At 68.3% G+C, this 22,588-nt stretch carries 27 protein-coding genes and 2 tRNA genes; 20 read left to right on the forward strand and 9 right to left on the reverse strand.

Annotated features, from left to right (window positions below):
* Nucleotides 1–13: 13 nt before the first annotated feature.
* Nucleotides 14–466, forward strand: coding sequence for an SRPBCC family protein (locus ACUZ2Y_RS18885; RefSeq protein WP_476320705.1), 453 nt, complete (start codon nucleotides 14–16; stop codon nucleotides 464–466).
* Here the strand turns inward: ACUZ2Y_RS18885 and ACUZ2Y_RS18890 are convergent.
* Both ACUZ2Y_RS18890 and ACUZ2Y_RS18895 read right to left on the reverse strand, forming a co-directional pair.
* Nucleotides 447–1,169 (reverse strand): GDSL-type esterase/lipase family protein, encoded by a 723-nt coding sequence (locus ACUZ2Y_RS18890; RefSeq protein ID WP_476320707.1) that lies wholly within the window; start codon nucleotides 1,167–1,169, stop codon nucleotides 447–449. The two genes, ACUZ2Y_RS18885 and ACUZ2Y_RS18890, sit on opposite strands and share 20 nt — an antisense overlap.
* Nucleotides 1,142–1,612: a GbsR/MarR family transcriptional regulator gene (locus ACUZ2Y_RS18895; RefSeq protein WP_476320709.1), complete on the reverse strand. Its 471-nt coding sequence runs from the start codon at nucleotides 1,610–1,612 to the stop codon at nucleotides 1,142–1,144. Before ACUZ2Y_RS18895 ends, ACUZ2Y_RS18890 begins: the two co-directional genes overlap by 28 nt.
* A gap of 72 nt (nucleotides 1,613–1,684) precedes the next feature.
* Between ACUZ2Y_RS18895 and ACUZ2Y_RS18900 the strand changes: the two genes are divergently transcribed.
* From ACUZ2Y_RS18900 to ACUZ2Y_RS18920, 5 genes are all read left to right on the forward strand, one after another.
* Complete coding sequence (locus ACUZ2Y_RS18900) at nucleotides 1,685–2,578, forward strand: ABC transporter ATP-binding protein (RefSeq protein ID WP_476320711.1); 894 nt, start codon at nucleotides 1,685–1,687, stop codon at nucleotides 2,576–2,578.
* Nucleotides 2,575–4,158, forward strand: coding sequence for an ABC transporter permease (locus tag ACUZ2Y_RS18905; protein ID WP_476320713.1), 1,584 nt, complete (start codon nucleotides 2,575–2,577; stop codon nucleotides 4,156–4,158). Before ACUZ2Y_RS18900 ends, ACUZ2Y_RS18905 begins: the two co-directional genes overlap by 4 nt.
* A gap of 107 nt (nucleotides 4,159–4,265) precedes the next feature.
* Nucleotides 4,266–5,501, forward strand: a complete 1,236-nt coding sequence (locus tag ACUZ2Y_RS18910) for an MFS transporter (protein WP_476320715.1) — start codon at nucleotides 4,266–4,268, stop codon at nucleotides 5,499–5,501.
* Between the two features lie 128 nt (nucleotides 5,502–5,629).
* A complete protein-coding gene (locus ACUZ2Y_RS18915; protein WP_476320717.1) occupies nucleotides 5,630–5,812 on the forward strand; it encodes a hypothetical protein in 183 nt (60 codons plus the stop codon).
* Between the two features lie 51 nt (nucleotides 5,813–5,863).
* Complete coding sequence (locus tag ACUZ2Y_RS18920; RefSeq protein ID WP_476320719.1) at nucleotides 5,864–6,331, forward strand: hypothetical protein; 468 nt, start codon at nucleotides 5,864–5,866, stop codon at nucleotides 6,329–6,331.
* A 300-nt stretch (nucleotides 6,332–6,631) separates the two neighbouring features.
* On the opposite strand, the gene ACUZ2Y_RS18925 is transcribed toward ACUZ2Y_RS18920, so the two are convergent.
* Nucleotides 6,632–6,707 (reverse strand) — tRNA-Arg (locus ACUZ2Y_RS18925).
* Between the two features lie 35 nt (nucleotides 6,708–6,742).
* Nucleotides 6,743–6,832 (reverse strand) — tRNA-Ser (locus ACUZ2Y_RS18930).
* A 209-nt stretch (nucleotides 6,833–7,041) separates the two neighbouring features.
* Between ACUZ2Y_RS18930 and ACUZ2Y_RS18935 the strand changes: the two genes are divergently transcribed.
* Entirely contained in the window at nucleotides 7,042–7,809 is a 768-nt protein-coding gene (locus ACUZ2Y_RS18935; RefSeq protein ID WP_476320721.1) for a CoA transferase subunit A, read from the forward strand.
* Between the two features lie 2 nt (nucleotides 7,810–7,811).
* Nucleotides 7,812–8,474, forward strand: a complete 663-nt coding sequence (locus ACUZ2Y_RS18940) for a 3-oxoacid CoA-transferase subunit B (RefSeq protein ID WP_476320723.1) — start codon at nucleotides 7,812–7,814, stop codon at nucleotides 8,472–8,474.
* 83 nt (nucleotides 8,475–8,557) lie between these two features.
* Here ACUZ2Y_RS18940 and ACUZ2Y_RS18945 read toward each other — a convergent pair whose 3' ends face one another.
* The gene (locus tag ACUZ2Y_RS18945; protein WP_476320725.1) at nucleotides 8,558–9,223 is read right to left on the reverse strand and encodes a dienelactone hydrolase family protein; all 666 of its coding nucleotides are present in this window, start codon (nucleotides 9,221–9,223) and stop codon (nucleotides 8,558–8,560) included.
* Nucleotides 9,224–9,343: 120 nt separating this feature from the next.
* Here ACUZ2Y_RS18945 and hisC point away from each other — a divergent pair, with 120 nt between their 5' ends.
* Nucleotides 9,344–10,411: a histidinol-phosphate transaminase gene (hisC, locus tag ACUZ2Y_RS18950; RefSeq protein WP_476320727.1), complete on the forward strand. Its 1,068-nt coding sequence runs from the start codon at nucleotides 9,344–9,346 to the stop codon at nucleotides 10,409–10,411.
* A gap of 37 nt (nucleotides 10,412–10,448) precedes the next feature.
* On the opposite strand, the gene ACUZ2Y_RS18955 is transcribed toward hisC, so the two are convergent.
* Together ACUZ2Y_RS18955 and ACUZ2Y_RS18960 are read right to left on the reverse strand one after the other, a co-directional pair.
* Nucleotides 10,449–11,204 carry a sulfite exporter TauE/SafE family protein gene (locus ACUZ2Y_RS18955; RefSeq protein ID WP_476320729.1) on the reverse strand — a complete coding sequence of 252 codons (756 nt, stop codon included), beginning with the start codon at nucleotides 11,202–11,204 and terminating at the stop codon, nucleotides 10,449–10,451.
* A gap of 157 nt (nucleotides 11,205–11,361) precedes the next feature.
* Nucleotides 11,362–12,066, reverse strand: a complete 705-nt coding sequence (locus tag ACUZ2Y_RS18960) for a GntR family transcriptional regulator (protein ID WP_476320731.1) — start codon at nucleotides 12,064–12,066, stop codon at nucleotides 11,362–11,364.
* A 111-nt stretch (nucleotides 12,067–12,177) separates the two neighbouring features.
* Between ACUZ2Y_RS18960 and ACUZ2Y_RS18965 the strand changes: the two genes are divergently transcribed.
* Together ACUZ2Y_RS18965 and ACUZ2Y_RS18970 are read left to right on the forward strand one after the other, a co-directional pair.
* Nucleotides 12,178–13,419 carry an MFS transporter gene (locus ACUZ2Y_RS18965; protein WP_476320733.1) on the forward strand — a complete coding sequence of 414 codons (1,242 nt, stop codon included), beginning with the start codon at nucleotides 12,178–12,180 and terminating at the stop codon, nucleotides 13,417–13,419.
* A gap of 61 nt (nucleotides 13,420–13,480) precedes the next feature.
* Nucleotides 13,481–14,122: a hypothetical protein gene (locus ACUZ2Y_RS18970; protein WP_476320735.1), complete on the forward strand. Its 642-nt coding sequence runs from the start codon at nucleotides 13,481–13,483 to the stop codon at nucleotides 14,120–14,122.
* 722 nt (nucleotides 14,123–14,844) lie between these two features.
* On the opposite strand, the gene ACUZ2Y_RS18975 is transcribed toward ACUZ2Y_RS18970, so the two are convergent.
* Nucleotides 14,845–15,693, reverse strand: coding sequence for a glycosyltransferase (locus tag ACUZ2Y_RS18975; RefSeq protein ID WP_476320737.1), 849 nt, complete (start codon nucleotides 15,691–15,693; stop codon nucleotides 14,845–14,847).
* Nucleotides 15,690–16,514 (reverse strand): GntR family transcriptional regulator, encoded by an 825-nt coding sequence (locus tag ACUZ2Y_RS18980; protein WP_476320739.1) that lies wholly within the window; start codon nucleotides 16,512–16,514, stop codon nucleotides 15,690–15,692. The genes ACUZ2Y_RS18975 and ACUZ2Y_RS18980 overlap by 4 nt, the downstream gene beginning before the upstream one ends.
* A gap of 116 nt (nucleotides 16,515–16,630) precedes the next feature.
* Here ACUZ2Y_RS18980 and ACUZ2Y_RS18985 point away from each other — a divergent pair, with 116 nt between their 5' ends.
* From ACUZ2Y_RS18985 to ACUZ2Y_RS19025, 9 genes are all read left to right on the forward strand, one after another.
* Nucleotides 16,631–16,831, forward strand: coding sequence for a hypothetical protein (locus ACUZ2Y_RS18985; RefSeq protein WP_476320741.1), 201 nt, complete (start codon nucleotides 16,631–16,633; stop codon nucleotides 16,829–16,831).
* A 14-nt stretch (nucleotides 16,832–16,845) separates the two neighbouring features.
* Nucleotides 16,846–17,094 carry a hypothetical protein gene (locus ACUZ2Y_RS18990; RefSeq protein ID WP_476320743.1) on the forward strand — a complete coding sequence of 83 codons (249 nt, stop codon included), beginning with the start codon at nucleotides 16,846–16,848 and terminating at the stop codon, nucleotides 17,092–17,094.
* The gene (locus ACUZ2Y_RS18995; protein WP_476320745.1) at nucleotides 17,094–17,756 is read left to right on the forward strand and encodes a GmrSD restriction endonuclease domain-containing protein; all 663 of its coding nucleotides are present in this window, start codon (nucleotides 17,094–17,096) and stop codon (nucleotides 17,754–17,756) included. The genes ACUZ2Y_RS18990 and ACUZ2Y_RS18995 overlap by 1 nt, the downstream gene beginning before the upstream one ends.
* On the forward strand, nucleotides 17,753–18,343 hold the full coding sequence (locus ACUZ2Y_RS19000; protein ID WP_476320747.1) for an NUDIX domain-containing protein: 591 nt from the start codon (nucleotides 17,753–17,755) through the stop codon (nucleotides 18,341–18,343). The genes ACUZ2Y_RS18995 and ACUZ2Y_RS19000 overlap by 4 nt, the downstream gene beginning before the upstream one ends.
* Nucleotides 18,340–18,639: a hypothetical protein gene (locus ACUZ2Y_RS19005; protein ID WP_476320749.1), complete on the forward strand. Its 300-nt coding sequence runs from the start codon at nucleotides 18,340–18,342 to the stop codon at nucleotides 18,637–18,639. Before ACUZ2Y_RS19000 ends, ACUZ2Y_RS19005 begins: the two co-directional genes overlap by 4 nt.
* A gap of 207 nt (nucleotides 18,640–18,846) precedes the next feature.
* Entirely contained in the window at nucleotides 18,847–19,197 is a 351-nt protein-coding gene (locus ACUZ2Y_RS19010) for a hypothetical protein (protein WP_476320751.1), read from the forward strand.
* Nucleotides 19,197–19,358 carry a hypothetical protein gene (locus ACUZ2Y_RS19015; protein ID WP_476319689.1) on the forward strand — a complete coding sequence of 54 codons (162 nt, stop codon included), beginning with the start codon at nucleotides 19,197–19,199 and terminating at the stop codon, nucleotides 19,356–19,358. Before ACUZ2Y_RS19010 ends, ACUZ2Y_RS19015 begins: the two co-directional genes overlap by 1 nt.
* Nucleotides 19,355–20,272, forward strand: coding sequence for a hypothetical protein (locus ACUZ2Y_RS19020; RefSeq protein ID WP_476320753.1), 918 nt, complete (start codon nucleotides 19,355–19,357; stop codon nucleotides 20,270–20,272). The genes ACUZ2Y_RS19015 and ACUZ2Y_RS19020 overlap by 4 nt, the downstream gene beginning before the upstream one ends.
* Before the next feature lie 53 nt (nucleotides 20,273–20,325).
* Entirely contained in the window at nucleotides 20,326–22,521 is a 2,196-nt protein-coding gene (locus tag ACUZ2Y_RS19025) for a cell division protein FtsK (RefSeq protein WP_476320755.1), read from the forward strand.
* The last annotated feature ends 67 nt before the right edge of the window (nucleotides 22,522–22,588 follow it).

Below are 22,588 nucleotides of genomic sequence, written 5' to 3' on the forward strand. Positions count from 1 at the left end.
CAGGAGGCATTTCATGGTCAGCAGCCGACAGACTTACGCCGTCGAGGTCACCGCGAGCAGCCGCGCGGACGCGGCGACGATCTTCGCCTTGGTCGCCGACGGCGCTCGCTGGTCGGAGTGGGCGGGGCCGGTGATCGCGCACTCCTCGATGGAGCGGCTCGGCGACCCGGCGCCCGGCGGGGTCGGCGGGGTGCGGCTGCTGGGCCGCAAGCCGGTGCTTGTGCGTGAGGAGACCCTGGCCTACGAGCAGGACCGCCGCCACGTCTACGCGCTGCGGACGCCGTCGCCGATGAAGGACTACCAGGGTGAGATCACGCTGACCCCGCGCGAAGACGGCGGCACGGATGTCGTGTGGCGGGCGAGTTTCACCGAACTGGTGCCCGGCACCGGACCGTTCCTCCGGTTCGGTCTGAACAAGGGCATCAAGCTGCTGAGCCGCAAGCTGCTCAGCGCGGCGCAGCGCTGACGGCGAGCCCCTCGGCCCACAAGGTGTAGCCGCCCTCGGACGGGTGAAACCGGTCGGCGCAGAAGAGGTCGCCGTCGATCAACTCGTGCGGCAGCGGGACGTGCGCGACGCCCGGCACCCGCCGGGCGACGCGCGCGGCCGCCGCGTCGAGCTCGGCGGCGCGCAGGCCGAGGACCGAGCGCAGCGGCCGGGGCAGCGCCGGGAAGCGGGCCATCGGCGGGACACCGGCGAGCACGATCCGGCCGTGCGTCACGCGCAGGTCGATCAGCAGCCGCAGCAGGTCGCGGGTCCAGCGGGCGGCGGAGTGAAACTCGATCACGTCGTTGACGCCGAGCACCACGACCACGATGTCGGCCGGGTCCAGGGCGGGTGCCAACTCGGTGCGGGTGACGTGGGCGTTGGCGCCGATCCTCGCCGAGACCTGCCAGCTCACCGCGTGTCCGCGGCGGGCGAGGGCCGCCGCGAGTCGGCCTGCCAGGCCCACGTCATGAGTGCGCGCGCCCACCCCGGCGGCGGTCGACTCACCGAGGACGGCCAGCCGCAGCGGGTCGCCCGCCCCGGTTGCCCCCGTGGTCGGGCCTTCGGCACCGGGCAGCCGCGGAATGGTGCGGCGCATGGTGAGGCCTTGGACCGCCAGCACCGGAAGCAGCGCGGCGGTGGCGAGGGTCGCGCGCATCAGCGGGCCGCTTCCTGCGCGCGCCACTTCTCTTGCATAGCCGCCGTCTCGACCTTGAGGAACTGGAAGAACCGGCGCGTGTCGTCTATCCGCTTGCCCGCGCGCGAGTCCGTGCCGAGCGCTTCCGCGCCGTCGGTGAGCGCGGAGTTCCAGGCGTCGTAGAGCTTGTCGCGGTTGGTGATCGCTTCGAGCCAGGTGTTGTCGTCGACGGCATAGTGGTCGCGCCGCTCGCCCGGCTCACGTCCTTTGTGGATCAGGTGGACCTGGTCGAGGTACCGCACCGCGCCGGAGACCGCGGCGGGGCTGACGTCAAGCGCTTCGGCCAGTTCGGCGGCTGTCATCCGGCCGGAGTCGGTGGCGAGCAGGCGGGTGAACACCCGAGCGGGCATCCGTGCCATCCCTGCTTCGGAGAGCAGCAGTGCGAAGCGCTCCACGAAGCGCGCCACATCGTCATCCCTGGAATCGGTCACGGGTTCACCTTCTCAGGTCGCATCGTCGTTTAAATATTCATAAAATTGTGAAACAAGAGTAACTTCTGAATCATGACAACCGCAATCTCGGTGTCCGGCCTGGTCAAGACCTTCGGCCGGACCCGTGCGCTCGACGGGCTCGACCTCACGGTGAAGACCGGGGAAGTCCACGGCTTCCTCGGCCCCAACGGCTCGGGCAAATCCACGACAATCCGGGTCCTGCTCGGGCTGCTCAAAGCCGACTCGGGCAGCGCGACCCTGCTCGGCGGCGACCCGTGGGCCGACGCCACCGAGCTGCACCGCAGGCTGGCCTACGTGCCCGGTGACGTCTCCCTGTGGCCCACCCTCTCCGGCGGCGAGGTGATCGACCTGCTGGGCAGGCTGCGCGGCGGCTTGGACAAGCGCAGGCGCGCGGACCTGCTCGAACGGTTCGACCTCGACCCGCGCAAGAAGGGGCGCACGTATTCCAAGGGCAACCGGCAGAAGGTCGCCCTAGTCGCCGCTCTGGCCTCCGACGTGGAGCTGCTGCTGCTCGACGAGCCGTCCTCGGGCCTGGACCCGCTGATGGAGTCAGTGTTCCAGGAGTGCGTCGCCGAGGAGCGCGACCGCGGCCGCACGGTGCTGCTGTCGAGCCACATCCTCGCCGAGGTGGAAAGCCTGTGCGACCGGGTGAGCATCATCCGCGCCGGCCGCACGGTCGAGACCGGCACGCTGACCGAGCTGCGCCACCTGACCCGCACGACGATCACCGCCGAGCTCGCCACGCCCCCGAACGGACTCACGTCGCTCGCCGGTGTGCACGACCTCAAGGTCAATGACCACCACGTGTCGTTCGACGTGGACAGCCACGAACTCGACGCCGCGCTGCGCGCGCTCACTCACTCCGGTGTTCGGTCATTGACCAGCCAGCCACCGACGCTGGAAGAGCTGTTCATGCGCCACTACCAGGAAGACGTGGCGCGATGACCGGAACCTGGACGCTCATCCGGCTCGCGCTGCGCCGCGACCGGATCATCCTGCCGATCTGGATCGTGCTGCTCGGCCTGACACCGGCCACCACGGTCGCCGCCTATGAACAGCTCTATCCCGACGCGCCGTCGCGCGCGATGCTCAACACCTCGGCGGGCGCGAACCCGTCGCTCGCGGTGCTCTACGGGCCCGCGTACGACCTGAGCACCGCGGGCGGGTTCACCGCGTGGCGCTACGGGCTGTTCCTCGCGTTGTTCGCCGCGCTGATGAGCATCTTCACCGTCACTCGGCACACTCGCGCGGAGGAGGACAGCGGCAGGCTCGAACTGATCGGGTCCGGCGTCGTCGGCAGGCACGCCGCGCTGACCGCGGCCATCGCGACCGCCGCGGGCGCGAACGTGGTGATCGGGCTGGCCATCGGCCTCGGCCTGACCGGGGCTGGACTGAGCGCGTCGGGCTCGTTCGTGCTCGGGCTGGGGGTGGCGAGCGCGGGTCTCGTGTTCACCGCGATCAGCGCGGTGACCGCGCAGCTCACCGAGTACTCGCGTTCCGCGAACGGGATCGCGTGCGCCATCCTCGGCGGCTCGTTCCTGGTCCGCGGTGTCGGCGACTCGACCGTCTCGCTCGACTGGCTGTCGTGGCTGTCCCCGCTGGCGTGGCCGCAGCGCGCGAAGCCGTTCATCGAGGACCAGTGGTGGCCCCTCGGTCTCGCGGTGGTCGCGACCGCCGTGCTCGCCGCGGGCGCCTACCAGCTTGTCTCCCGGCGCGACCTCGGCGCGGGACTGCTGCCCGGCAAGCCCGGACCGGTCAACGCGCCCGCGTCGCTGTCGAACGCGTTCGGGCTGGCCTGGCGGCTGCAGCGCGGCGCCCTGCTCGGCTGGACCATCGGCGCGGTGATCATGGCGGCGGTGTTCGGGTCGATCGCCAACGGCATCGTCGACCTTGTGGGAAGCAACGAGCAGATTCGCGAGATCATGCAGCGGATGGGCGCGGCCCAGACTCTCGTCGACTCGTTCATCGCCGCCATCGCGGGCATGTTGGGGATCGTCACAGCGATGTACGCGACCCAGGCGGCACTACGCGCGCGATCCGAGGAGACCGGTGAGCGCGCCGAACCGGTCCTCGCGACCGGCGTCAGCCGCGTCTCGTGGGTGGTGAGCCACCTCGCGTTCGCCGTGGTCGGCTCCGCGGTGCTCCTCGCGTTCTCCGGGCTCTCGATGGGCCTCGCGCACGGTCTGCGGGTCGGCGACCTCGGGCAGGTCGGCGGCATCCTCGTCGGGACGCTCGCGCAGCTACCGGCGGTCTGGGTCGCGGGAGCGGTTGCCGCTTTGCTGTTCGGACTGCTGCCGAGGGCGACGACCGCCGCGTGGGCCGTGGTCGGGGTGTTCGCGTTGATCACCCTGTTCGGGCCCGCGCTGCGGCTCAGCCGGCCGGTGCTCGACGTCTCGCCGTTCACCCACGTGCCCAAACTCCCGGGCGCGGAGTTCACCGCGACGCCGTTCCTGTGGCTCTCCGCTGTCGCGATCCTGCTCTTCGGGCTGGGAATCGCGGGATTCCGCCGGCGGGACATCGGCTGACGGAATGCGCGCGTGGGTAATCGGGTTGACCCGATCGGGTCATCCCGACCTACAGTGCGCGCGCTGAACAACTTCTCTGGGGGCGGTCTCGGGTGTCAGTTGCAACGGTGGAACGGCCCGAGACCCTCCCCCGTGAAGTGTGGGTGCTGGTCTCGGCCAACTTCGTGATCGCGATCGGCTTCGGTCTGGTGGCGCCCGCGCTGCCCACCTTCGCCCGCAGTTTCAACGTCAGCGTCACCGCGGCGTCCATTGTGGTCAGCGCCTTCGCGGTGGCCCGATTAGTCTTCGCGCCAGCCGCGGGCGCCCTGCTCAGCCGCATCGGCGAGCGGCGGGTGTACCTGATCGGCCTGTGGATCGTGGCGGCCAGCACCGGGGCCTGCGCGTTCGCCGACGACTACTGGCAACTGGTGACCGTGCGCGCGCTCGGCGGCATCGGCTCCACGATGTTCACCGTGTCCGGCATCGCGCTGCTCATCCACCTGACCCCCGCGGGGGTGCGCGGCAAGGCCACCGGGCTGTGGGGCACCAGTTTCCTGCTCGGCACCGTCGTCGGCCCGCTCGTCGGCGGCGGCCTGATCACCATCTCGCTGCGCGCGCCGTTCCTCGCCTACGCGGGGGCGCTCGTCGTCGCCATCCTGATCGTGTGGCTGGCGCTGCGGAACTCCACCCTCATCGCGTCGGCGAACGACGACCCGCAGCCCGGAATGCCGCTGCGGACCGCGCTGCGCGACAGCGGCTACCGGGCAGCCCTCGCCTCGAACTTCGCCAACGGCTGGACAGCCTTCGGCGTCCGGGTCTCCCTGATGCCGCTGTTCATCACCGAGGTGCTGAACAAAGAGGACTCCTTCGCGGGGACGGCGCTCGCCGTGTTCGCCGCGGGCAACGTCGCGATGCTGGTGTTCTCCGGCAAGCTGTCGGACCGGTGGGGGCGCAAACCGCCGGTGCTCATCGGGCTGACGGTCGCGGGCCTGGCCACGATCTCGATCGGCTACACCACGTCGGTGCCGGCGTTCCTGCTGGTCACAGCCATCGCGGGGATCGGGACCGGCATCCTCAGCCCGCCGCAGAGCGCCGCCGTCGCCGACGTCATCGGCAAGGCCCGCGGCGGCCAGGTCCTGGCGTCGTTCCAGATGGTCGCCGACATCGGCGCCATCCTCGGCCCGGTCATCGCGGGCATGCTCGCGGACCGGCTGTCCTACACCGCCGCCTTCGTCGCCACCGGCGCGTTGTCGCTGGCCGCGGCCATGGTCTGGCTGCCCGCCCGGGAGACGCTGCCCGCCAAATCCGACGAGAAGACCGTCCATCCGACCCCCGAAGAGGCCATCGGGGCCGAACTTCCGTGACACACGGTGTAACGGGTTGCTCCGTTGGAGCGGAATCCGTTGATCCGAACCGGCAATGACCGAAATGTGCTGTTTCCACGCCCGGTCCGGTGGGAACCTTGTGAGGTAAGGGCCTAGGGCGAGGCGAGATGATCGGTATGACGGCGTTGTGGATCGTGACCGCGGTGGTGTTGGCGGCCTTCCTGGTCTGGACCCTGCGTCGGGCGAACCAGACGCTGTCCACCATCCTGCGTGAGGAACGCGAGCGCACGGTGGAAATCGACGCCGACGAGCGCACACCGCACCACCTCGGCAAACACCCCCGAACCTGACCCTGTGGATAACTTCCGCGCCGTATCGGCCCGGCGACGTAACGTGACCACATGGCATTCACCATGGAATACACGAGCACCGTCCACGGCGTCACCTACGCCCTGACCGCGTCCCCCACGTCCCTGGAACTCATCGGCGCCGCCGAGAACGGCGACATCGTCGCCGAGGGAACGATCCGGCTGCCCCCGGGCGGCGCCACGGAAGCGGCGGGCCTGGTTCGCCAAGCCCTCGCGACCATCGCGATCTTCGAGGGCAAGGCCCGCCCCCGCGTCGCCAACTCCCACGCCCGCTGGACCCCCGACGACGACGCCTCCCTGCGCGAAGACTGGCTGGCCCAACCGTCGTCCACCCCGGCCACCACCGCGATCCGCGACCTGGCCAAGGCCCGCGGCCGCTCCCCCGCCGCCATCCGCGCCCGCCTGGGCAGAATCGGCTGCGACCCGGACGTCGCCGGAAGGCTACTGTCCCCGGAAACCGCCGAACTCCTCGGCCGAGATGCCATCGCCGGAGCCGCCTGAGTCCATTAGGGACTGACAATTCCTCTTGCCACGCAAAGAAAACGCGCGTCACGCCTCCTGTGCTGGAGAACGCCATCTCCACCATCTCGCACTTCACCTGACCCGCCGACGCACTGCCGGCCAGCCGATGCCGAACCGGGCCGTCACAGCCAACCGGTCAATCGAGCCGACGCCTGGCCCTCGCGTGCTTGCTCGATGTGCCTGCCTGACCGCGGGCTCTCGGGCTCCGACTGAAAGTTGGCCATAAAGTTGGCAATGGCAGCGCCAATACAAAAGACCCAGGTCATTGACCTGGGTCTTTGGTGCGCCCGAAGGGATTCGAACCCCTAACCTTCTGATCCGTAGTCAGATGCTCTATCCGTTGAGCTACGGGCGCGTGTTCAGTTGTGCTCGGCGGACCGAGTAGTACAGCGGAGGCTCCGGGATTTGAACCCGGGATGGGGGGTTACCCCAAACCGCATTAGCAGTGCGGCGCCATAGACCAGACTAGGCGAAGCCTCCCGGGGAGCCCCAAGCCGCTCGGCGATAAGACTACACAGGCCCCCAGGTGAGAGGCAAAACGCCCCCCTCGCAACAACAAACCCGCAGGTCAAAGCCGCCATCGACGGCCGGCCCACATCCCAAGCCCAGGAAGGTGGTCCTCAGCCACATCGACACCGGAGCCGCCCCCGCTAGAGTCGCGATTGCCACACCCAGAAGGAGGGGCACACATGGACAAAGTCGTCCGCAGCGCCGCCGATGCGGTCGCCGATATCCCGGACAACGCGAGCCTGGCCGTTGGCGGGTTCGGGTTGTGCGGCATCCCGAGCGTGCTTATTCAGGCCTTGCTCGCCAAAGGCGTGACGGGACTGGACGTGGCGTCCAACAACTGTGGGGTCGATGACTGGGGTCTGGGGCTGCTTCTTCGGGAGCGCCGGATCGCGCGGATGACGAGCTCCTACGTCGGTGAGAACAAGGAATTCGCGCGGCAGTACCTGTCCGGCGAGCTGGAGGTCGAGCTGACCCCGCAGGGCACGCTGGCCGAGCGGCTGCGTGCTGGCGGCGCCGGGATCCCGGCGTTCTACACGCGGACCGGGGTCGGGACGCAGGTGGCCGACGGCGGGGTGCCTTGGCGCTATGACAGCGAGGGCAACGTTTCCGTGGCCTCGCCGCCCAAGGAGGTTCGCGAGTTCGACGGGCTGGACTACGTGCTGGAGAGCGCCATCGTGTGCGACTTCGGGCTGGTGCGGGCGTGGAAGGGCGATCGGCACGGCAACCTCGTGTTCCGCGATTCCGCGCAGAACTTCAACCCGCTCTGCGCGCAGGCCGGGCGGATCAGCATCGCCGAGGTCGAGGAGCTCGTCGAGCCGGGTGAGCTGGCCCCCAACGAGGTCCACCTGCCCGGCATCTTCATCCAGCGAGTCGTCCCGCTGACCGCGGAGCAGGCCGCCGACAAGCGCATCGAGCGCCGTACCGTCCGTCCGAAGCTGGAGGCCTGAGCATGGCACTGACCCGTGAGCAGATGGCCGCCCGCGCGGCCGCCGAGCTGTCGGACGGCTCGTACGTCAACCTCGGCATCGGGCTGCCGACCCTAGTCCCGAACTACGTGCCCGACGACGTCGAGATCGTGCTGCAGTCGGAGAACGGCATCCTCGGCGTCGGCGCGTACCCGTACGACGGCGACGAGAGCCCCGACCTGATCAACGCGGGCAAGGAGACGGTCACCCTGCGCAAGGGCGCTTCGTTCTTCGACTCCGCCGCATCGTTCGGCATGATCCGCGGCGGCAAGGTCGACGCCGCGATCCTGGGCGCCATGCAGGTCTCCAAGGTCGGTGACATCGCCAACTGGATGATCCCCGGCAAGATGGTCAAGGGCATGGGCGGCGCGATGGACCTGGTGCACGGCGCCAAGCACGTCGTCGTGCTGATGGAGCACGTCGCCAAGGACGGCTCGTACAAGATCGTCAACGAGTGTTCGCTGCCCTACACCGGTTTGCGGGTGGCGCAGCGGATCATCACCGACCTCGCGGTCATCGACATCACCGCCGACGGCCTGGTCCTGCGCGAGACCGCGCCGGGCGTCAGTGTCGACGAGGTGCGCGAGAAGACCGAGCCCGAACTCACTGTCGGCTCGGACGTCGTCGAGATGGCCATCGCGGTCTGAACTGCGACTCATCGTTCTGAACGTGGAACTCGATGTTCTGAACGTGGGACTCGCGGGCCTGGCGGGGCGGGAGCCCCGCCAGGTCAGCGCAGGTGCGCGTCGAACCAGTTGAGGGCTCGCTGCCAGGCTTCGAAGCCGCCGGTCTCGAAGGCGAAGCGGACCACGTCGGTGGCGACCGAGGCCGTCGACGCGGCGTCGCGCAGTTTCTCGACCTGCTGCTCGGTGATGTCGTCGCCCTCGGTGCGGTAGAGCCCCAGCCACGGGACGCGCAGGTCCGCGGCGACCTCGACCAGCGGGGGCAGGCCGGCCGACAGCGGCTCGATGATCCCGCCGCCGGCGACGGTCACCGCCGCGCCGATCGTGCGGCTGGCGGCGACGACAAGGGCCACCGCGCCGCCGAGTTCGAAGCCGATGACGCCGATCCGGTCGAGGTTCACCTTCCGCTCGGCGAGCCAGGCGAACGCGATGTCGGTCGAGGCGAGCACGGACTGCCCGGACAGTTCGCTGACCTTGTCGCGGGCCTCCGCGTGGTCGACTTCCGCCGACCCGCCTTCGTAGAGGTGCGGGACCACGATCAGCCACCCCTCGGCGGCCAGCCCGGCCACCATGGCGAGGACGGCTTCGGTGATGCCGCGGGCTTCGTGCAGCACGACGAGACCGCCGCGGGTCACTCCGTCGGGTTCGGCGTAGGTGAGGCGGAGCGCGCGGCCATCGGCCAGCCGGAAGTCCTCGGTGCGGGTCTGGGCCATGACCAAGCCAACCACGGCTAGGTGTGTCCTCGTCAACGTGATCACTCGCTCACCCGCCGTGTCGGGCTAGATTCGGGGCAGCGGCAGCGTGGCCGCCACCCGTGACGACGAGGAGCTTCGATGAGTGTGCGTACTCGCGCCGATCTGGACGCCCTGCCCGGTTATGTGCCGGGTCGGACAATTCCGGGCGCGATCAAGCTCGCCAGCAACGAGGTGTCGCTCGGCCCGCTGCCGAGCGTGGTCGAGGCGATCGCCCAGGCGGCGGGCCACATCAACCGCTATCCGGACAGCGGCGCGGGCGAGCTGGTCGCGCGGCTGGCCCGCAAGCTCGGCGTGGCCGAGGACCAGGTGGCCGTCGGCTGCGGCTCGGTGACGCTGTGCCAGCAGCTCGTCCAGGCGACCTGCACGCCGGACGACGAGGTCATGTTCGCGTGGCGCTCGTTCGAGGCCTACCCGATCATCACCCAGGTCGTCGGCGCCGCCCAGGTGCGTGTCCCGCTGACCGACGGGCACGAGCTGGACCTCGACGCGATGGCCGCCGCGGTCACGCCGAAGACCCGGCTGATCTACCTGTGCAACCCCAACAACCCGACCGGAACCGCGCACCCGAAGGCCGCGATCGAGCGGTTCATCGCCGCCGTGCCCGACGACGTGCTGATCATCATCGACGAGGCGTACGGCGAGTTCGTCGAGAACCCGGACATCGCCGACGGCGTGGAGCTGGCCAAGGAGCAGTGGGCCGCGGGCCGCGACAACGTCGCCGTGCTGCGCACCTTCTCCAAGGCGTACGGCCTCGCGGGTCTGCGCGTGGGCTACCTGATCGCGCCGGAGGCGGTGACGGCCGCCGTCCGCAAGGTGTTCGTGCCGTTCGCGGTCAACATGGTCGCCCAGGTGGCCGCGATCGCGTCGCTCGACGCCGAGGACGAACTGCTGGCCCGCTGCCGCGACATCGTCGGCGAGCGCGGCCGGGTGCGTGCCGCGCTGATCGAGGCGGGCTACGAGGTTCCCGTCACGGAGGCCAACTTCGTGTGGCTGCCGCTGGGCGAGCAGACGGCGGCGTTCAACGAGCACTGCCTGTCGCACAAGGTGATCGTCCGCGCGTTCGTCGGCGAGGGCGCCCGCGTCACCATCAGCACGCCCGAGGAGAACGACGCCTTCCTGGCCGCCGCCACTTCTTTCCCGCGCTGATCAGACCGGTGTCGGCGTGTCCTGAGTGGACACGCCGTCACCGGGTCAGCAGCTGGAAGATCGCGGCGAGTCCGACCAGGACGATCACCGCGCGCAGCACCGTCGGCGACAGCTTGCGGCCGATCTTCGCGCCGATGAGCCCGCCCGCGATCGCGCCCACGGCGATCAGCGCGACCGCGTCCCAGGCCACGTCGGCGACGAAGATGAAGACGATGCCCGCCACAAGATTCACGATGGCCGCCAGCACATTCTTGACCGCGTTGATCCGCTGCAGGCTCTCGTCCATCAGGATGCCCATCAGGCCGAGCAGCAGAACCCCTTGCGCCGCACCGAAGTAGCCGCCATAGATGCCGCTGGCGCACACTCCGGCGAGGAGCGCGAGTCCACCGTGGACGTGCCGTTCCCCTTGCCGCTCGGTCAGTTTGCGGGCCAGCCACGGCTGCAGGATGACCAGCACCAGCGCGAGTCCGATGAGGATCGGGACGATCGTCTCGAACGCGCCCGGCGGCAGGACCAGCAGCAGGACCGCGCCCACGACGCCGCCGACCAGGGAGGCCGCGCCGAGCCGCAGCAGCCGCGGTAGCTGTCCGGCGAGTTCACGCCGGTAGCCGATGGCGCCGGTGATCGAGCCCGGCACCAGGCCCAGTGTGTTGGAAACGTTTGCCACCACCGGGGGAAATCCGACGGCGAGGAGCACCGGGAACGTCACCAGGGTGCCGGAGCCGACCACGGTGTTGATGCCGCCGGCGAAGACCCCGGCCAGCACGACGGCGATGGCTTCCCAGGTCGTCATTGTTTACATCCCACGAATGGGACACTAGGCCACGTCTGACAATCAAGCTGCAACCGACCGCCGCCTCAGGGGACCGTGACGGAACCCGACCACGGCTCGCGCCCAGCCGCACTCGTCACCTGAAGATGACCAAAACCCAGAATTCCGGGGAGGCGGACTAGTTCGCCAGTTTCCCATCGCGCGCGAGGAATGCGTCGAACATCTCACTCTCGGCGTCGTCGAGGTACCGCCGGAGCAGCTCCTCCGCGCGTTCCGGCTCGCCGCCCTTGAGCCGGTCGAGGATCTCGCGGTTGCGCCGCAGGTAGCCCTCGTGGAACGAGCGCGGGTCGCCCATCTCGTGGAAGCCGAGCCGCAGTTCGGCGCCGACCTGGCGCATCATCTCGTCGAGCCGAGGGCTGCCGACCAGGCTCACGACCGCTTGGTGGAAGCGGATGTTGGCGGTGCCGACGTCGACCCAGCGGCCGTCGGCGGCGGCCCGCTCACCGCGCTCGACGGCCGCGGTCATCCGCTCGACGCCCGCGTCGGTCGCCTGCGCCAGCGCGGCGCACTCGACGACCTTGCGGACCCGGTAGAGGTCGCGGACGTCGGCGCGGACCAGGCTGCGCACGAACACGCCGCGGTTGAGCTTGTGTACCAACAGCTTCTCGTGGGTGAGCAGCCGGAACGCCTCGCGCAGGGTGTTGCGGGAGACCTCCAGCGGCGCCATGAACGCCTCTTCGGTGACCCGGCTGCCCGGCGGCAGCGCGCCTTCCATGATCAGGTCGCGCAGCGCCGACGCGGCGACGTCGGCCGCGCTGCCGCGCCCCTGCCGCCGCTCACGGACCAGCTCGGTGAGCCGCCCGACGATGTCGACCGATGCCACGGTTCCTCCCACTCGTCCTTCCAGGGTAATTGCCTGATCGTTCCATTGTCAGATTGTTGAACAATCCCTATCGTACGGAGTGTCGGTGCCGTCGAGCGAGCGGGGTGGAGCATGAGCACAGTCCGGACCGAGTCGGCGATGAGCTGGTATCGAGAGCTCCCGCCCAAGGGGCGCAAGGCTTTCGTCGGGGCGTTCCTCGGCTTCGGCCTCGACTCGTACGACTTCTGGGTGCTCCCCCTCGGCCTCGCCGCCATCGCGGCGTCCTTCGGCCTGAGCACCGGTCAGACCGGTCTGCTCTCCACCGCGACGCTGGTGTTCTCCGCGGTGGGCGGCGTGATCGCGGGCGTGCTCGCCGACCGTATCGGCCGAGTCCGGACGCTGATGATCACGGTGGTCACGTACGCGCTGTTCACCGCGCTGTGCGGGTTCGCGCAGGACTACGAGACGCTGCTCGTCCTGCGGGCGTTGCAGGGCCTCGGTTTCGGCGGCGAGTGGGCCACGGGCGCCATCCTGGTCGCGGAGTACACCGCCGCCCGCCACCGCGGCCGCGTCGCGTCGGTCATCCAGAGTTCGTGGGCGGTCGGCTGGGGCGCGGCGGTGATCGCCTACACGGTCGTGTTCCACCTCGTCGACCCGGACCTGGCCTGGCGCGTCCTGTTCATCACCGGCGCGCTGCCCGCGATCCTGGTCGTCTACCTGCGGCGCGGGGTCGAGGACGCGCCCGTGTTCACCGAGCACAAGGCCGCCGCGCGGGGCTCGCTGCGGGCGATCTTCCGCGGGGACCTGTTGCGCACCACGGTGTTCGCCTCGCTGCTGGCCACCGGCTGCCAGGGCGGCTACTACACATTGGCGACGTGGCTGCCGACGTATCTCAGCAAGCAGCGCGGCCTGACCGTCATCGGCACCGGCGGCTACCTCGCCTTCCTGATCACCGGCGCGTTCCTCGGCTACCTGACCGGCGGCTACCTGTCCGATCGCCTGGGCCGCAAGCATTCCTTCCGCATCTTCGCGATCCTCAGCGCGACCCTGCTGATGCTCTACACCCAGCTGCCGCCCTCCGCGGCGGGCTACGTGCTGTTCCTGGGCTTCCCACTGGGTTTCTGCTCGTCGGCCATCTTCAGCGGCTTCGGCGCCTACCTCGCCGAGCTGTACCCGAGCCGGGCGCGCGGCGCCGGTCCGGGCTTCACCTACAACTTCGGCCGCGCGGTCGGCGCCTTCTTCCCCGCCGCCATCGGGGTTCTCGCCGGGCACTACGGCATCGGCGGCGCGATGTCCTTCGGCGCATTGGCCTACGCGCTCGTCGTGATCTCCCTGTTCGGGCTGCCCGAGACCCGGGACCGCGAACTGTCTTGAGGACGGATCACGATTGCGTAGCATCGGTAACTGACGGTCGGGCGGAATTGATAGCCAGGGCATGAGCCGATCTGCCCTGCCGCGCGTCGCCATCGGGATCGTCTGGTCGATCATCGCCATCGCGGCATTCGTCGCGGGCGGCGTCGGCGTGATGCTGATCGCGGTGGCGCTGCCCGTGCTCGCGGTCGCCGCCTTCGCCGCGGTCGTGGGGCACGCGCGGTTCGCGTTCATCCCGGACCGGGGTCACGCGGTCGCGGTGGCGGCCATAGCGTTCGCGCTCATCCTGATCGCGGGGGCCATCCTGCCCGCGCCGGGCCCGACACCACTGGCCGCGGCACCGTCGAAGACGCAGATGGCGCCGCCGCCCACCACGACGACGGCCACGGAGATCGCCGCCGTGACGGCGCCCCCGATGACCACCACGACGACTTCCGCCCGCACGACGACGACCACCACGCCCAAGGTCACCAGGACGGTCTCCGCGAAGCCGAAGGCGACCACGACGAGCGAGGCGACTGCCGCACCGTCATCGGCCACACCGCTGTCGACGAAGCCGGGCTGCGACCCGGCCTACCCGTCGATGTGTCTCGCGCTCACCGGCCCGGACCTGGACTGCTATCAGATCCCGCAGCGGCGCTTCCCGGTCCGCGCACCCGACCGGCACCGGTTCGACCCGGACAACGACGGCATCGGCTGCGAGTGACTTGGAACGCGCCGCACGCGCCAATCCCGCCACGACGCAGCTTGGCGCTGAACAGCGAAGGGGCACCAATCGTCCTAATAGGACAGTCGACACCCCTTCGACACCGCGGAGGCGGAGGGATTTGAACCCCCGGACGGTTGCCCGTCTTCCGCTTTCAAGTTCTAGGCATGTACCGCCGGGCTGGCCCACTGGGCATCAAACGCCCAGGTCAGCCGGGGATCGACCGCCCTACGACGGGCCGCAATCCCCGGTGAATGAGACCCCAATTGAGACCCAATCTGAGACCCGCCATGCACGGACGTGACGGAAGCCCTGCGGCCAATATGTGCCCGCGACCTGCGGTTTCGTCTCACGGGTGCCGCAGGGCTTCCGTCATTTCCCTTGGGGCGCAACGGAAGCCACCAGGGCGCTTCCGTCATCAGGCAGATCGCCACTAGGCCAATGCCCGTCAAGCGCGTTGTGGGTGGGGTAGCCGTCCCAGCCGTCCCAGGCGTCCCATCGCAGGTCAGCGCTGGGACGGCTTGAGTGCCTGGGACGGCTCAAGCCGTCCCAGAGGTCTCGCGCCATCCTGCGTCGAGAAAGCATCAAACAGCCAGTGGGACGCCTTGAGCCGTCCCAGAGGTGCAAGCCGTCCCAGGGCTGACCTGCGATGGGACGCCTGGGACGGCTGGGACGGCTACCCCACCTTGGCCGAAATGGGCCGGTGGGCCGACACCGATGATCTAGGAGTCGCCATCGGTCGCCTTCCACCACGGCGAACCGTCTGCGTCCTCTTTTGCGGCACGACCGACCCGCACCTCGGTGACAGGACCGCTAGCCGCTGGGTCACCAGTGACGCCAAGGCCGACGCGCCGGATCGCCTCGATTCGCTGCAAGGCGATCCGGCGACCGTCGCTACTCCGCTCGCGCCACTGGGCACTCTTATGCGTCTGCCGATCGTGTATGCGATAGAGCCACGTGATTGCTCGCTCGTTGTATCCGTCAACGCATTCCGAGAGTGCGCTGAACATGATGATGTCGTCGTCAACCGGACAACCACCCCAGCCACCAAACGCGCGGACCAGGTGCGTTCTCATGAGTAGGCCAGCGCAGTGGATCGGCCAGTTTCCATCATGCGCCGTAGCCCAGGTGTTCACGTCCCCGGCCGGGATTCGACCGAAGGGCAACGCGGATTCGTACGTCCGCCGTGTGCCATCGGCGAGAAGGTCGTCCGCCTGACCGACGACCCAATGTGTTGACGGATCGTCAAAATGAGGCAAGAGGCGCACGAATGCATCAGGAAGCAATAGATCGTCATGGTCAAGGACTTGCACAACATCGCCGGTTGCGCGCGTCAAAGCCAAGTTTCGCGTTGCGGCGATTCCGGTATGAGCGTTGTTACTCGCATACTTGATTTGCGGGATGCCCGCAACGCGCGCAGCGAGACTAGGCGTAGCGCCATCCTCCTGGACGATCCATTCGAGATCCCAACCCGAGGGGAGCCTTTGACCCAGGACACTCTTAATGGTCGCAGAGAAGTAGTCCGCAAGGGGGGCGTAGGCAGCGGTGATGACCGAGATCCGGCGCGTCATTTCGAGTCTTCCCATCGGGTAAGCGGCGTGTGAAAAGTAAGCATGGCGCGGTCTGCGGGATACTGCGCGTCGGTCACCTCGACAACGCGATCGTTAGTATCGATGGAGATTCGCCTTACCCAAAGCAGCGGAGTGCCTTCGGGCAAATCCCAGGATTGTTTCTCAACCGTGGTGGGCATCGCTGCGGTGACATGATCGATCACCCGGTCTACTTCAACGCCGATCGTATATAGCTGATGCATCGTTCCTCCCGGCCAAGCTGCGTTAGCCGGGTCGGAGATTGCCGGGTTCTGACTAATCAGGTCGTTCGGTAGCCACGAAATAGACCAGGCGGCCAGCACGCCGGTTGTTTTGTCGCGGTGAGTGTATTCACGTCGCAAGAGCGACGTACCTTCCTGAGCCTCGAACGTATTGGCCAGATCAGCGTCAGCACTGACAATCGAGTACCTAGCTTCAAATTCGAAATCGTCCAGCGAACTTCTCATGTCATCTTCTGCAAGACCGCTCGATCGGCGAACATCTTCGCTCATGAGTGCCAGATTCTTCTCAACCTGATGCCTGCTAGAGCTGCGTTCCACACGCCTGGGGCGCGGGCGCACGGTCGGAGCCTTGCCACGTCCCCCGACAAGCAATCCCTGCTGTTTCAGGAGCCCGATCGCGTTCCTGGCAGAAGTCACCGAGCATCGGTAGTCCCGAGCTAGCTCGTGGAGAGTCGGCAACGAGTCGCCTGACCTGAGTACACCAGTCTCGATCTTGATGCGCAGATCGTCAGCGATCTGCAGCGCCTTCGGCTGCGGGAGGTTCGTCCTCTGAGGCTCCATACCGCCACTGTAGTGCATGTTTGCGGGTTTGTGCGCAAACCCCTTGCGCGACGCAGACCACCTGTGTAGCGTCCTGGCTTGTCGGTTTGAGTACAAACTCACAAACTGGAGTCAGGATGAGCAAGAAGGCGTTTCCCATGCCGCTGGCTGGTGGCGGTGGCCTCAAGAAGTGGATCGGCCTGTTTGTGCTGATCGCCTTCGTCGTGTTCGTGGTCAAGCACCCGCTTGGTGCCGCTGAGCACGTGAGCACGGCCGTGTCCGCGATTGGTGATGCGGCGAACAGCATCACGACCTTCCTCAACGCGCTTTTCGCCTGAAACGGAGCTTTGACGTGGAGTACACGGAAGACGTGACCTGGTTTGACCCCGACGGGTACACCAGGGCAGAGATCGAAGAGTTCACCGTCCATGTTGTGCCGGTGCGTCGCCCGACGTCGCCTTTTGCTGATCAGGTCGCGGACATGCGTCGGGCGCGGCGTCGCCGTAACCGGCAGGCTGCGCGGCTGTCCGAGCTGTTCAGCGTCCGTCTGCCTGCGACCTCGGTCGTCTCGGTGCACGAGTTCGACAATGAGGCTGCGTGATGGGCGCGGCAGGGGTTCGGGCCGCATTGGCTTGCGCGGTGCTGGTGTCGGTGTCGGCGTGTGTTCCCGCCGCTGGTTCGCAGAAGGCTTCACCGGATGCGGCCGGTTTGCTGGCCGCGCTGGGTGAGCCGCGCACCGAGGACACCGGGGCGCATTACGACCGTGACGCATGGGGTGGCTGGGCTTCCCATGGTGGGGGCTGCAACACCCGTGAGGCGGTGCTCGCCGAGCAGGCCGTGGCGGGTAGCCCGTTCAAGCGCGGCAAGGGTTGCACGCCGTTGTGCCCGGTTCCGGCTAGTGCCACCCCGGTGCCGTGCTGGGTGTCTCGCTATGACGGTGTGTCCGTAGTGGACCCGAACGGCTTGCAGGTCGACCACGTCGTGCCGGTGAAGGAAGCCAATCGGTCCGGCGCTCGATCGTGGACCGCCGCCAAGCGAGCCGAGTTCTACAACGACCACACCAACCTTTGGACGGTCACGGGCAAGTCCAACGGGTCCAAGTCCGACAAGGACCCCGGCAAGTGGCGTCCCGCCGCCCGCACCTCGTGGTGCGCCTACGCCACCGCCTACGCCCAGGTCAAAGCCAAGTACCGGCTGCACGCCGACGTGGCCGAGTTGGCCGGTCTCAAGTCGATGCTCACCACCTGTGGAGGTCCCCGATGACGTTCAACGACAACCCCGACGCCAACCCCTATGTGGAAAACGACGCCGTAGCGACGCTGACCGCTGACGTGGTCGTGTTCTCCGAGATCGACCGCCAGTGCCACGTGTTGCTGATCAAGCGTGGATGGGCACCGTTCGAAGGCTGCTGGGCTCTGCCCGGTGGCAAGGTCGACCGTGGCGAGACGTTCGAACAGGCTGCGGTGCGGGAGCTGGCCGAGGAAACCGGCATCCGCATGATCACCGACGAGATCCGCCGCGTGGACGTCTACGACGCACCGGAGCGTGACCCGCGTGGCCGGTACGTCTCCGCCGCGTACATGGCCGAGGTCCACCCCGGTGTCGCCGCCACGGCCGTGGCCGGAGACGACGCGACGGACGCCAAGTGGGTTCCGGTCGCCGACCTGCTCAACAAGCCGGATGCCCTGGCGTTCGACCACGCCCGGATCCTCACCGACGCGGTCGCCCTGCTGGACCCGACGCTGCTCACCGCACCCGAAGTCAACATCATCAACGGTGGTGTGGTCGGTATCCAGGGCGGCACCGTGTCCGGCTGCAACGTGGTCATCAGCTGGGAGCAGCAGCGATGACCGCCGGACGCATGGTCCTGCTCGCCCTGGTCATCGTCGCGGTCGCCAAGGCCAAGCCCGCTGACGACCCCGGCATGACCACGCCCTCTGTGGACACGCACGAGTCGGACATCGAGTGGAGCGCCGACTGCGACGAGCACGGCCGCGCGTCGGACGTGGTCCCGAACACCAAGGCCGCCAAGGACGCGGCGAACACCCGATGCGCCCAGATCGACGAAGCCCTCGACCACACGCCCTGGCCGTCCGGGGTGTCCCAGGTGCCGCTCCCGTTTCCCATTCCGGCCGAGGACCGCTGATGGACACCGACCACACGACGCCGGGGACCGACTGCCCGAACTGCGAGTGCGAGTTCGGCCACGCACCCGGTTGCCCGCGCGGTGGGCGTACCGAGAGGAGGTGACCGCCATGTGTCCTGAGGGTTGCTACAAGCACTTCGACCCGAAGACCGGCACCTGGGTGTGCTGCAAGTGCAAGAAGTGAGAACCGATCAGGAGGTGAAACCCATGAGCACCAAGCACATCACGCAGATGAGCACCACCCGGACCGGCGTCCGAACCGCCAAGAACGACCGCCGGACCGGGGCTCCCAACCACCAGCAGGCAGAACAGGAGACCTCGATGCTAGCCGCACCCACCACCCCCACGGACAGGCTGTGGGCCGCCATGTTCGAGTCGGAGCGGGCCGAGCACCGCGCCACCTCCGACTACGCCAACGGCTTGGCCCGCGACAACGCCCACCTGTGCGGCGAGATCGCCCGCCTGACCGACGCCCTCAACCGCTGCGCGCAGCGCGCCGAGGTGGACGCGGACTCGATCGCTGAGCTGCGCCACGAGATCGACGGGGGGAACTACTGATGGCCAACCACGTGCACATCGGCAAGAAGTCATGGTGGTCCGGCGAGATGACCACGTTGTGCGGGCTGAAGTTCCCCAAGGGCAAGAGCACTGCCGTGTCGTTCTTCTGGGGTGTCTGCCCGGCCTGCACGGCGGCGAAGAAGCGGGGGGCGAAGCTGTGAACACGCAGACGACGAAGGTCGCCGACACCTCCGGTGTGGGCAAGTTGCGGGCCGCTGCGGCGAACGCGGCGCAAGTGCGGGCGTTGACCACGCACCCGGATGTGGTGGCACTGCGGGCCGAACGCACTCGCACGGCCGTGGACTCGCTGTTTTGGGTGGCGATGGTGTTGGCGTTGGCGTTCACCATGGTCAACGTTCAGCAGTTCGCCGCAGAGGACGCCGCACCCGGTTCCCTGCCGTGGATCTCGGCATGGCTGCTCGACCCCATGGTGTCGCTGGTCCTGATCGCCGTGTTGCTGGCTGAACAGGTCACCGCCCGGTGGCAGGTGAAGACCGGGCCGTGGGTGCGGCGAACCAAGGTGTTCGCGTTCGCCGCCACCTACGTCATGAACACCTGGCAACCGTGGTCACACCTCGACCCCGCTGGAATCGTGCTGCACTCGGTGCCCCCGGTGATCGTGCTGCTCATCGCTGAGGCCGCCCCGCACGTCCGCGAACGCATCACCGAAGCCGTACTCGTGGCCGCCCAATCGGCCCGTGCTGACGGGGACGCGGACGCCCTGGTGGCTTCCGTCACCACACAGGAGGAGGCCGCGGGGCTTCCGTCATCGGAGCAGGTCAGCGCCGCACCGACGCGGTCGCGCCGACCGGCTTCCCGCTCTACTTCCCGCAAGCCCGCGAAGAAGCCCGGCCGGTTGTTCCTGGCCGACTACGTCGCGATGGCCCGCGAACACCACACCCCCGGCCACCTGGTGACCCCGGCCTGGGTTCGTGAGCACATCCCCACGATCGGCCGCGCCACCTCCAAGAGCGTCGCCGACGCGCTCAACGCCACCCCCGCCGGGCGGTCCGGCGAACAGCCCGACACCACCACGACGCCCGTTCCCGCGCCCGCTGAGAGGGAGGCCGCCTGATGAACACGACCACCACCACTGCGCTTGGCACACCAGACCCTGAGGAGCACGACGTGAACGGATCGAACGTGGTGCCCATCCGGCCCGCGACCACCGGGGACTCGGTTCCCGCGAACACCCCGGCCACAGATGCCCCCTACGTTCCGCCCACGGTCGTGGACGGCGAAGAGGTCATCGACCACGGCGTGTCCGTGGACTCGCCGACCGTTCGCGAGGACATGACGTTGGCCGAACGGATTCAGTCCGCCGTCGCCGCGAAGAAGCAACCGGTGATCGCGCCGTGGCTGGCCAGTCGCACGGAGTTCGCGCAGACCGCGAAGTGGGCGACCCGGCACGCCGCGCACACCACCGCCTACCACGGTGTGCGTTCCCCGCTCTACGCCGCGAAACTCGCGGGCCGTGCCCCGCGTGGCGCGGTGCGGTGCGCGGCGCACGCAACCCGCTGGGTTGTCGACGCCGAAGGGCGCGCGTTGCGGGCCGACGCGGTCCGCAGGGGCGACGCTGAGCTGTACCTCAAGTTGCAGGACACCAAGCCGACCGGACGGCTTCCGCTGGTGCTGCTCGGCACGCTCACGCTTACGGCGGGCGTGTTGGTGCTGCTCGGGTTCGCGCCGTGGTGGGCGCAGTGGCTCGGCATCGGCACGATCGTCGCCGTCCTGGGCGCGCTCGGCGGCAACCCCGACCGTCCCGTCGTGGGTGGGCGCGCGGTGGTGACCAGCAAGGCGCAGAAACTCACCTCCGACATCGTTGTCCGCGCGCTCTCGGCCCTGGGCATCGCGGAGATCAACAAAGCGGTGGCCAAGGGCGGCAGTGGGATCACCTTCCCCGCACCGATCACCCGCGACGGTCCTGGGTGGCGGGCCGTGGTCGACCTGCCCTATGGCGTGGTCGTCACCGACATTGTCGAGCGCCGCGACCGGCTCGCGTCCGGTCTGCGTCGCCCGCTGGGTTGCGTGTGGCCCGAACCGATGGATGAGGAGCACGCGGGACGCCTGGTGCTGTGGGTCGGTGATCAGGACATGGCACGCGCCAAGGGCAAGGCATGGCCGCTGGCCCGGCGCGGGCAGGCCGACCTGTTCAAGCCCCTGCCGTTCGGCTACGACCAGCGCGGTCGTCTGGTCGAGTTCCTGCTGATGTTCGCGAACCTGCTGATCGGGGCGATGCCCAGGCAGGGCAAGACGTTCGCGATGCGGGTGATCCTGCTCGCCTGCGCCCTCGACCCGACCGTGCAACTGCGGATCTTCGAACTCAAGGGCACCGGGGACCTGGCCGGTCCGGGCGAGAAGTGCGCCCACCACTACGGCTCCGGTGCCGATGAGGAAACGCTGCGGGAAGCATTGGCCTCGCTACGCGAAGTCGTGTCCGAACTGGACAGTCGGGCGAAGACAATCACCCGTATCGCCAAGGAAAACCGGGCCTTGTGCCCGGAGAACAAGGTCACCCCGGGCCTGTCGCGCAACCGGTCACTCGGGCTGTTCCCGATCGTCGTGGCCATCGACGAGTGCCAGGAACTGTTCTCCCACCCCGTTCTCGGCAAGGACGCCGAAGCCCTGTGCGTGCCGATCATCAAGCGTGGCCCCGCGCTGGGCATCATCCTCGTGCTGGCCACGCAGCGCCCGGACGCCAAGTCCCTACCCAAGTCCATTTCGGACAACATGGCGTTGCGGTTCTGCCTGCGAGTGATGGGGCAGGAAGCCAACGACATGGTGTTGGGCACCAGCGCCTACAAGAACGGCATCCGCGCCACCATGCTCGGCAACAAGGACAAGGGCATCGGCATCCTGGTCGGCAACACCGACGACCCGCAGATCGTGCGCGGGTCCTACCTCGATGGTGAAGCCGCCGACGTCATCGCCGACCGAGCCCGCGCCGCGCGTCAACAGGCCGGAACCCTCACGGGCTACGCGGCGGGCGAAACCAGCATCGACACCGGACAGTCAGCGCTGTCGCTGCTCGCCGACGTGCTCACCGTCATGGCCGACGACGAACCGAAGTTGTGGTCGGAAACCATCGTCGACCGACTCGCCGAACTGCGCCCCGACGCCTACGGCCAGTGGGCCACGCAGGAACCCAAAGCGAAGACCACCACCCTGTCCCAGGCGCTCAAGCCCTACGGCATCCCGACCGGACAGGTCTGGGGCACCACCGCCGACGGCAAGGGAGCCAACCGGCGCGGCATCGAACGCGACCACGTCGCCGACGCCCTCGACCGACTCCGCACCAACACCGACAACATCGACACAGAGTGACCGCCGAGAACCTCTAGCCGCAGTGGGGGTGCTAGCAACCAGCGCCGCTAGACCTAGCACCCCCGCT

Source organism: Actinokineospora sp. UV203, assembly GCF_056323665.1.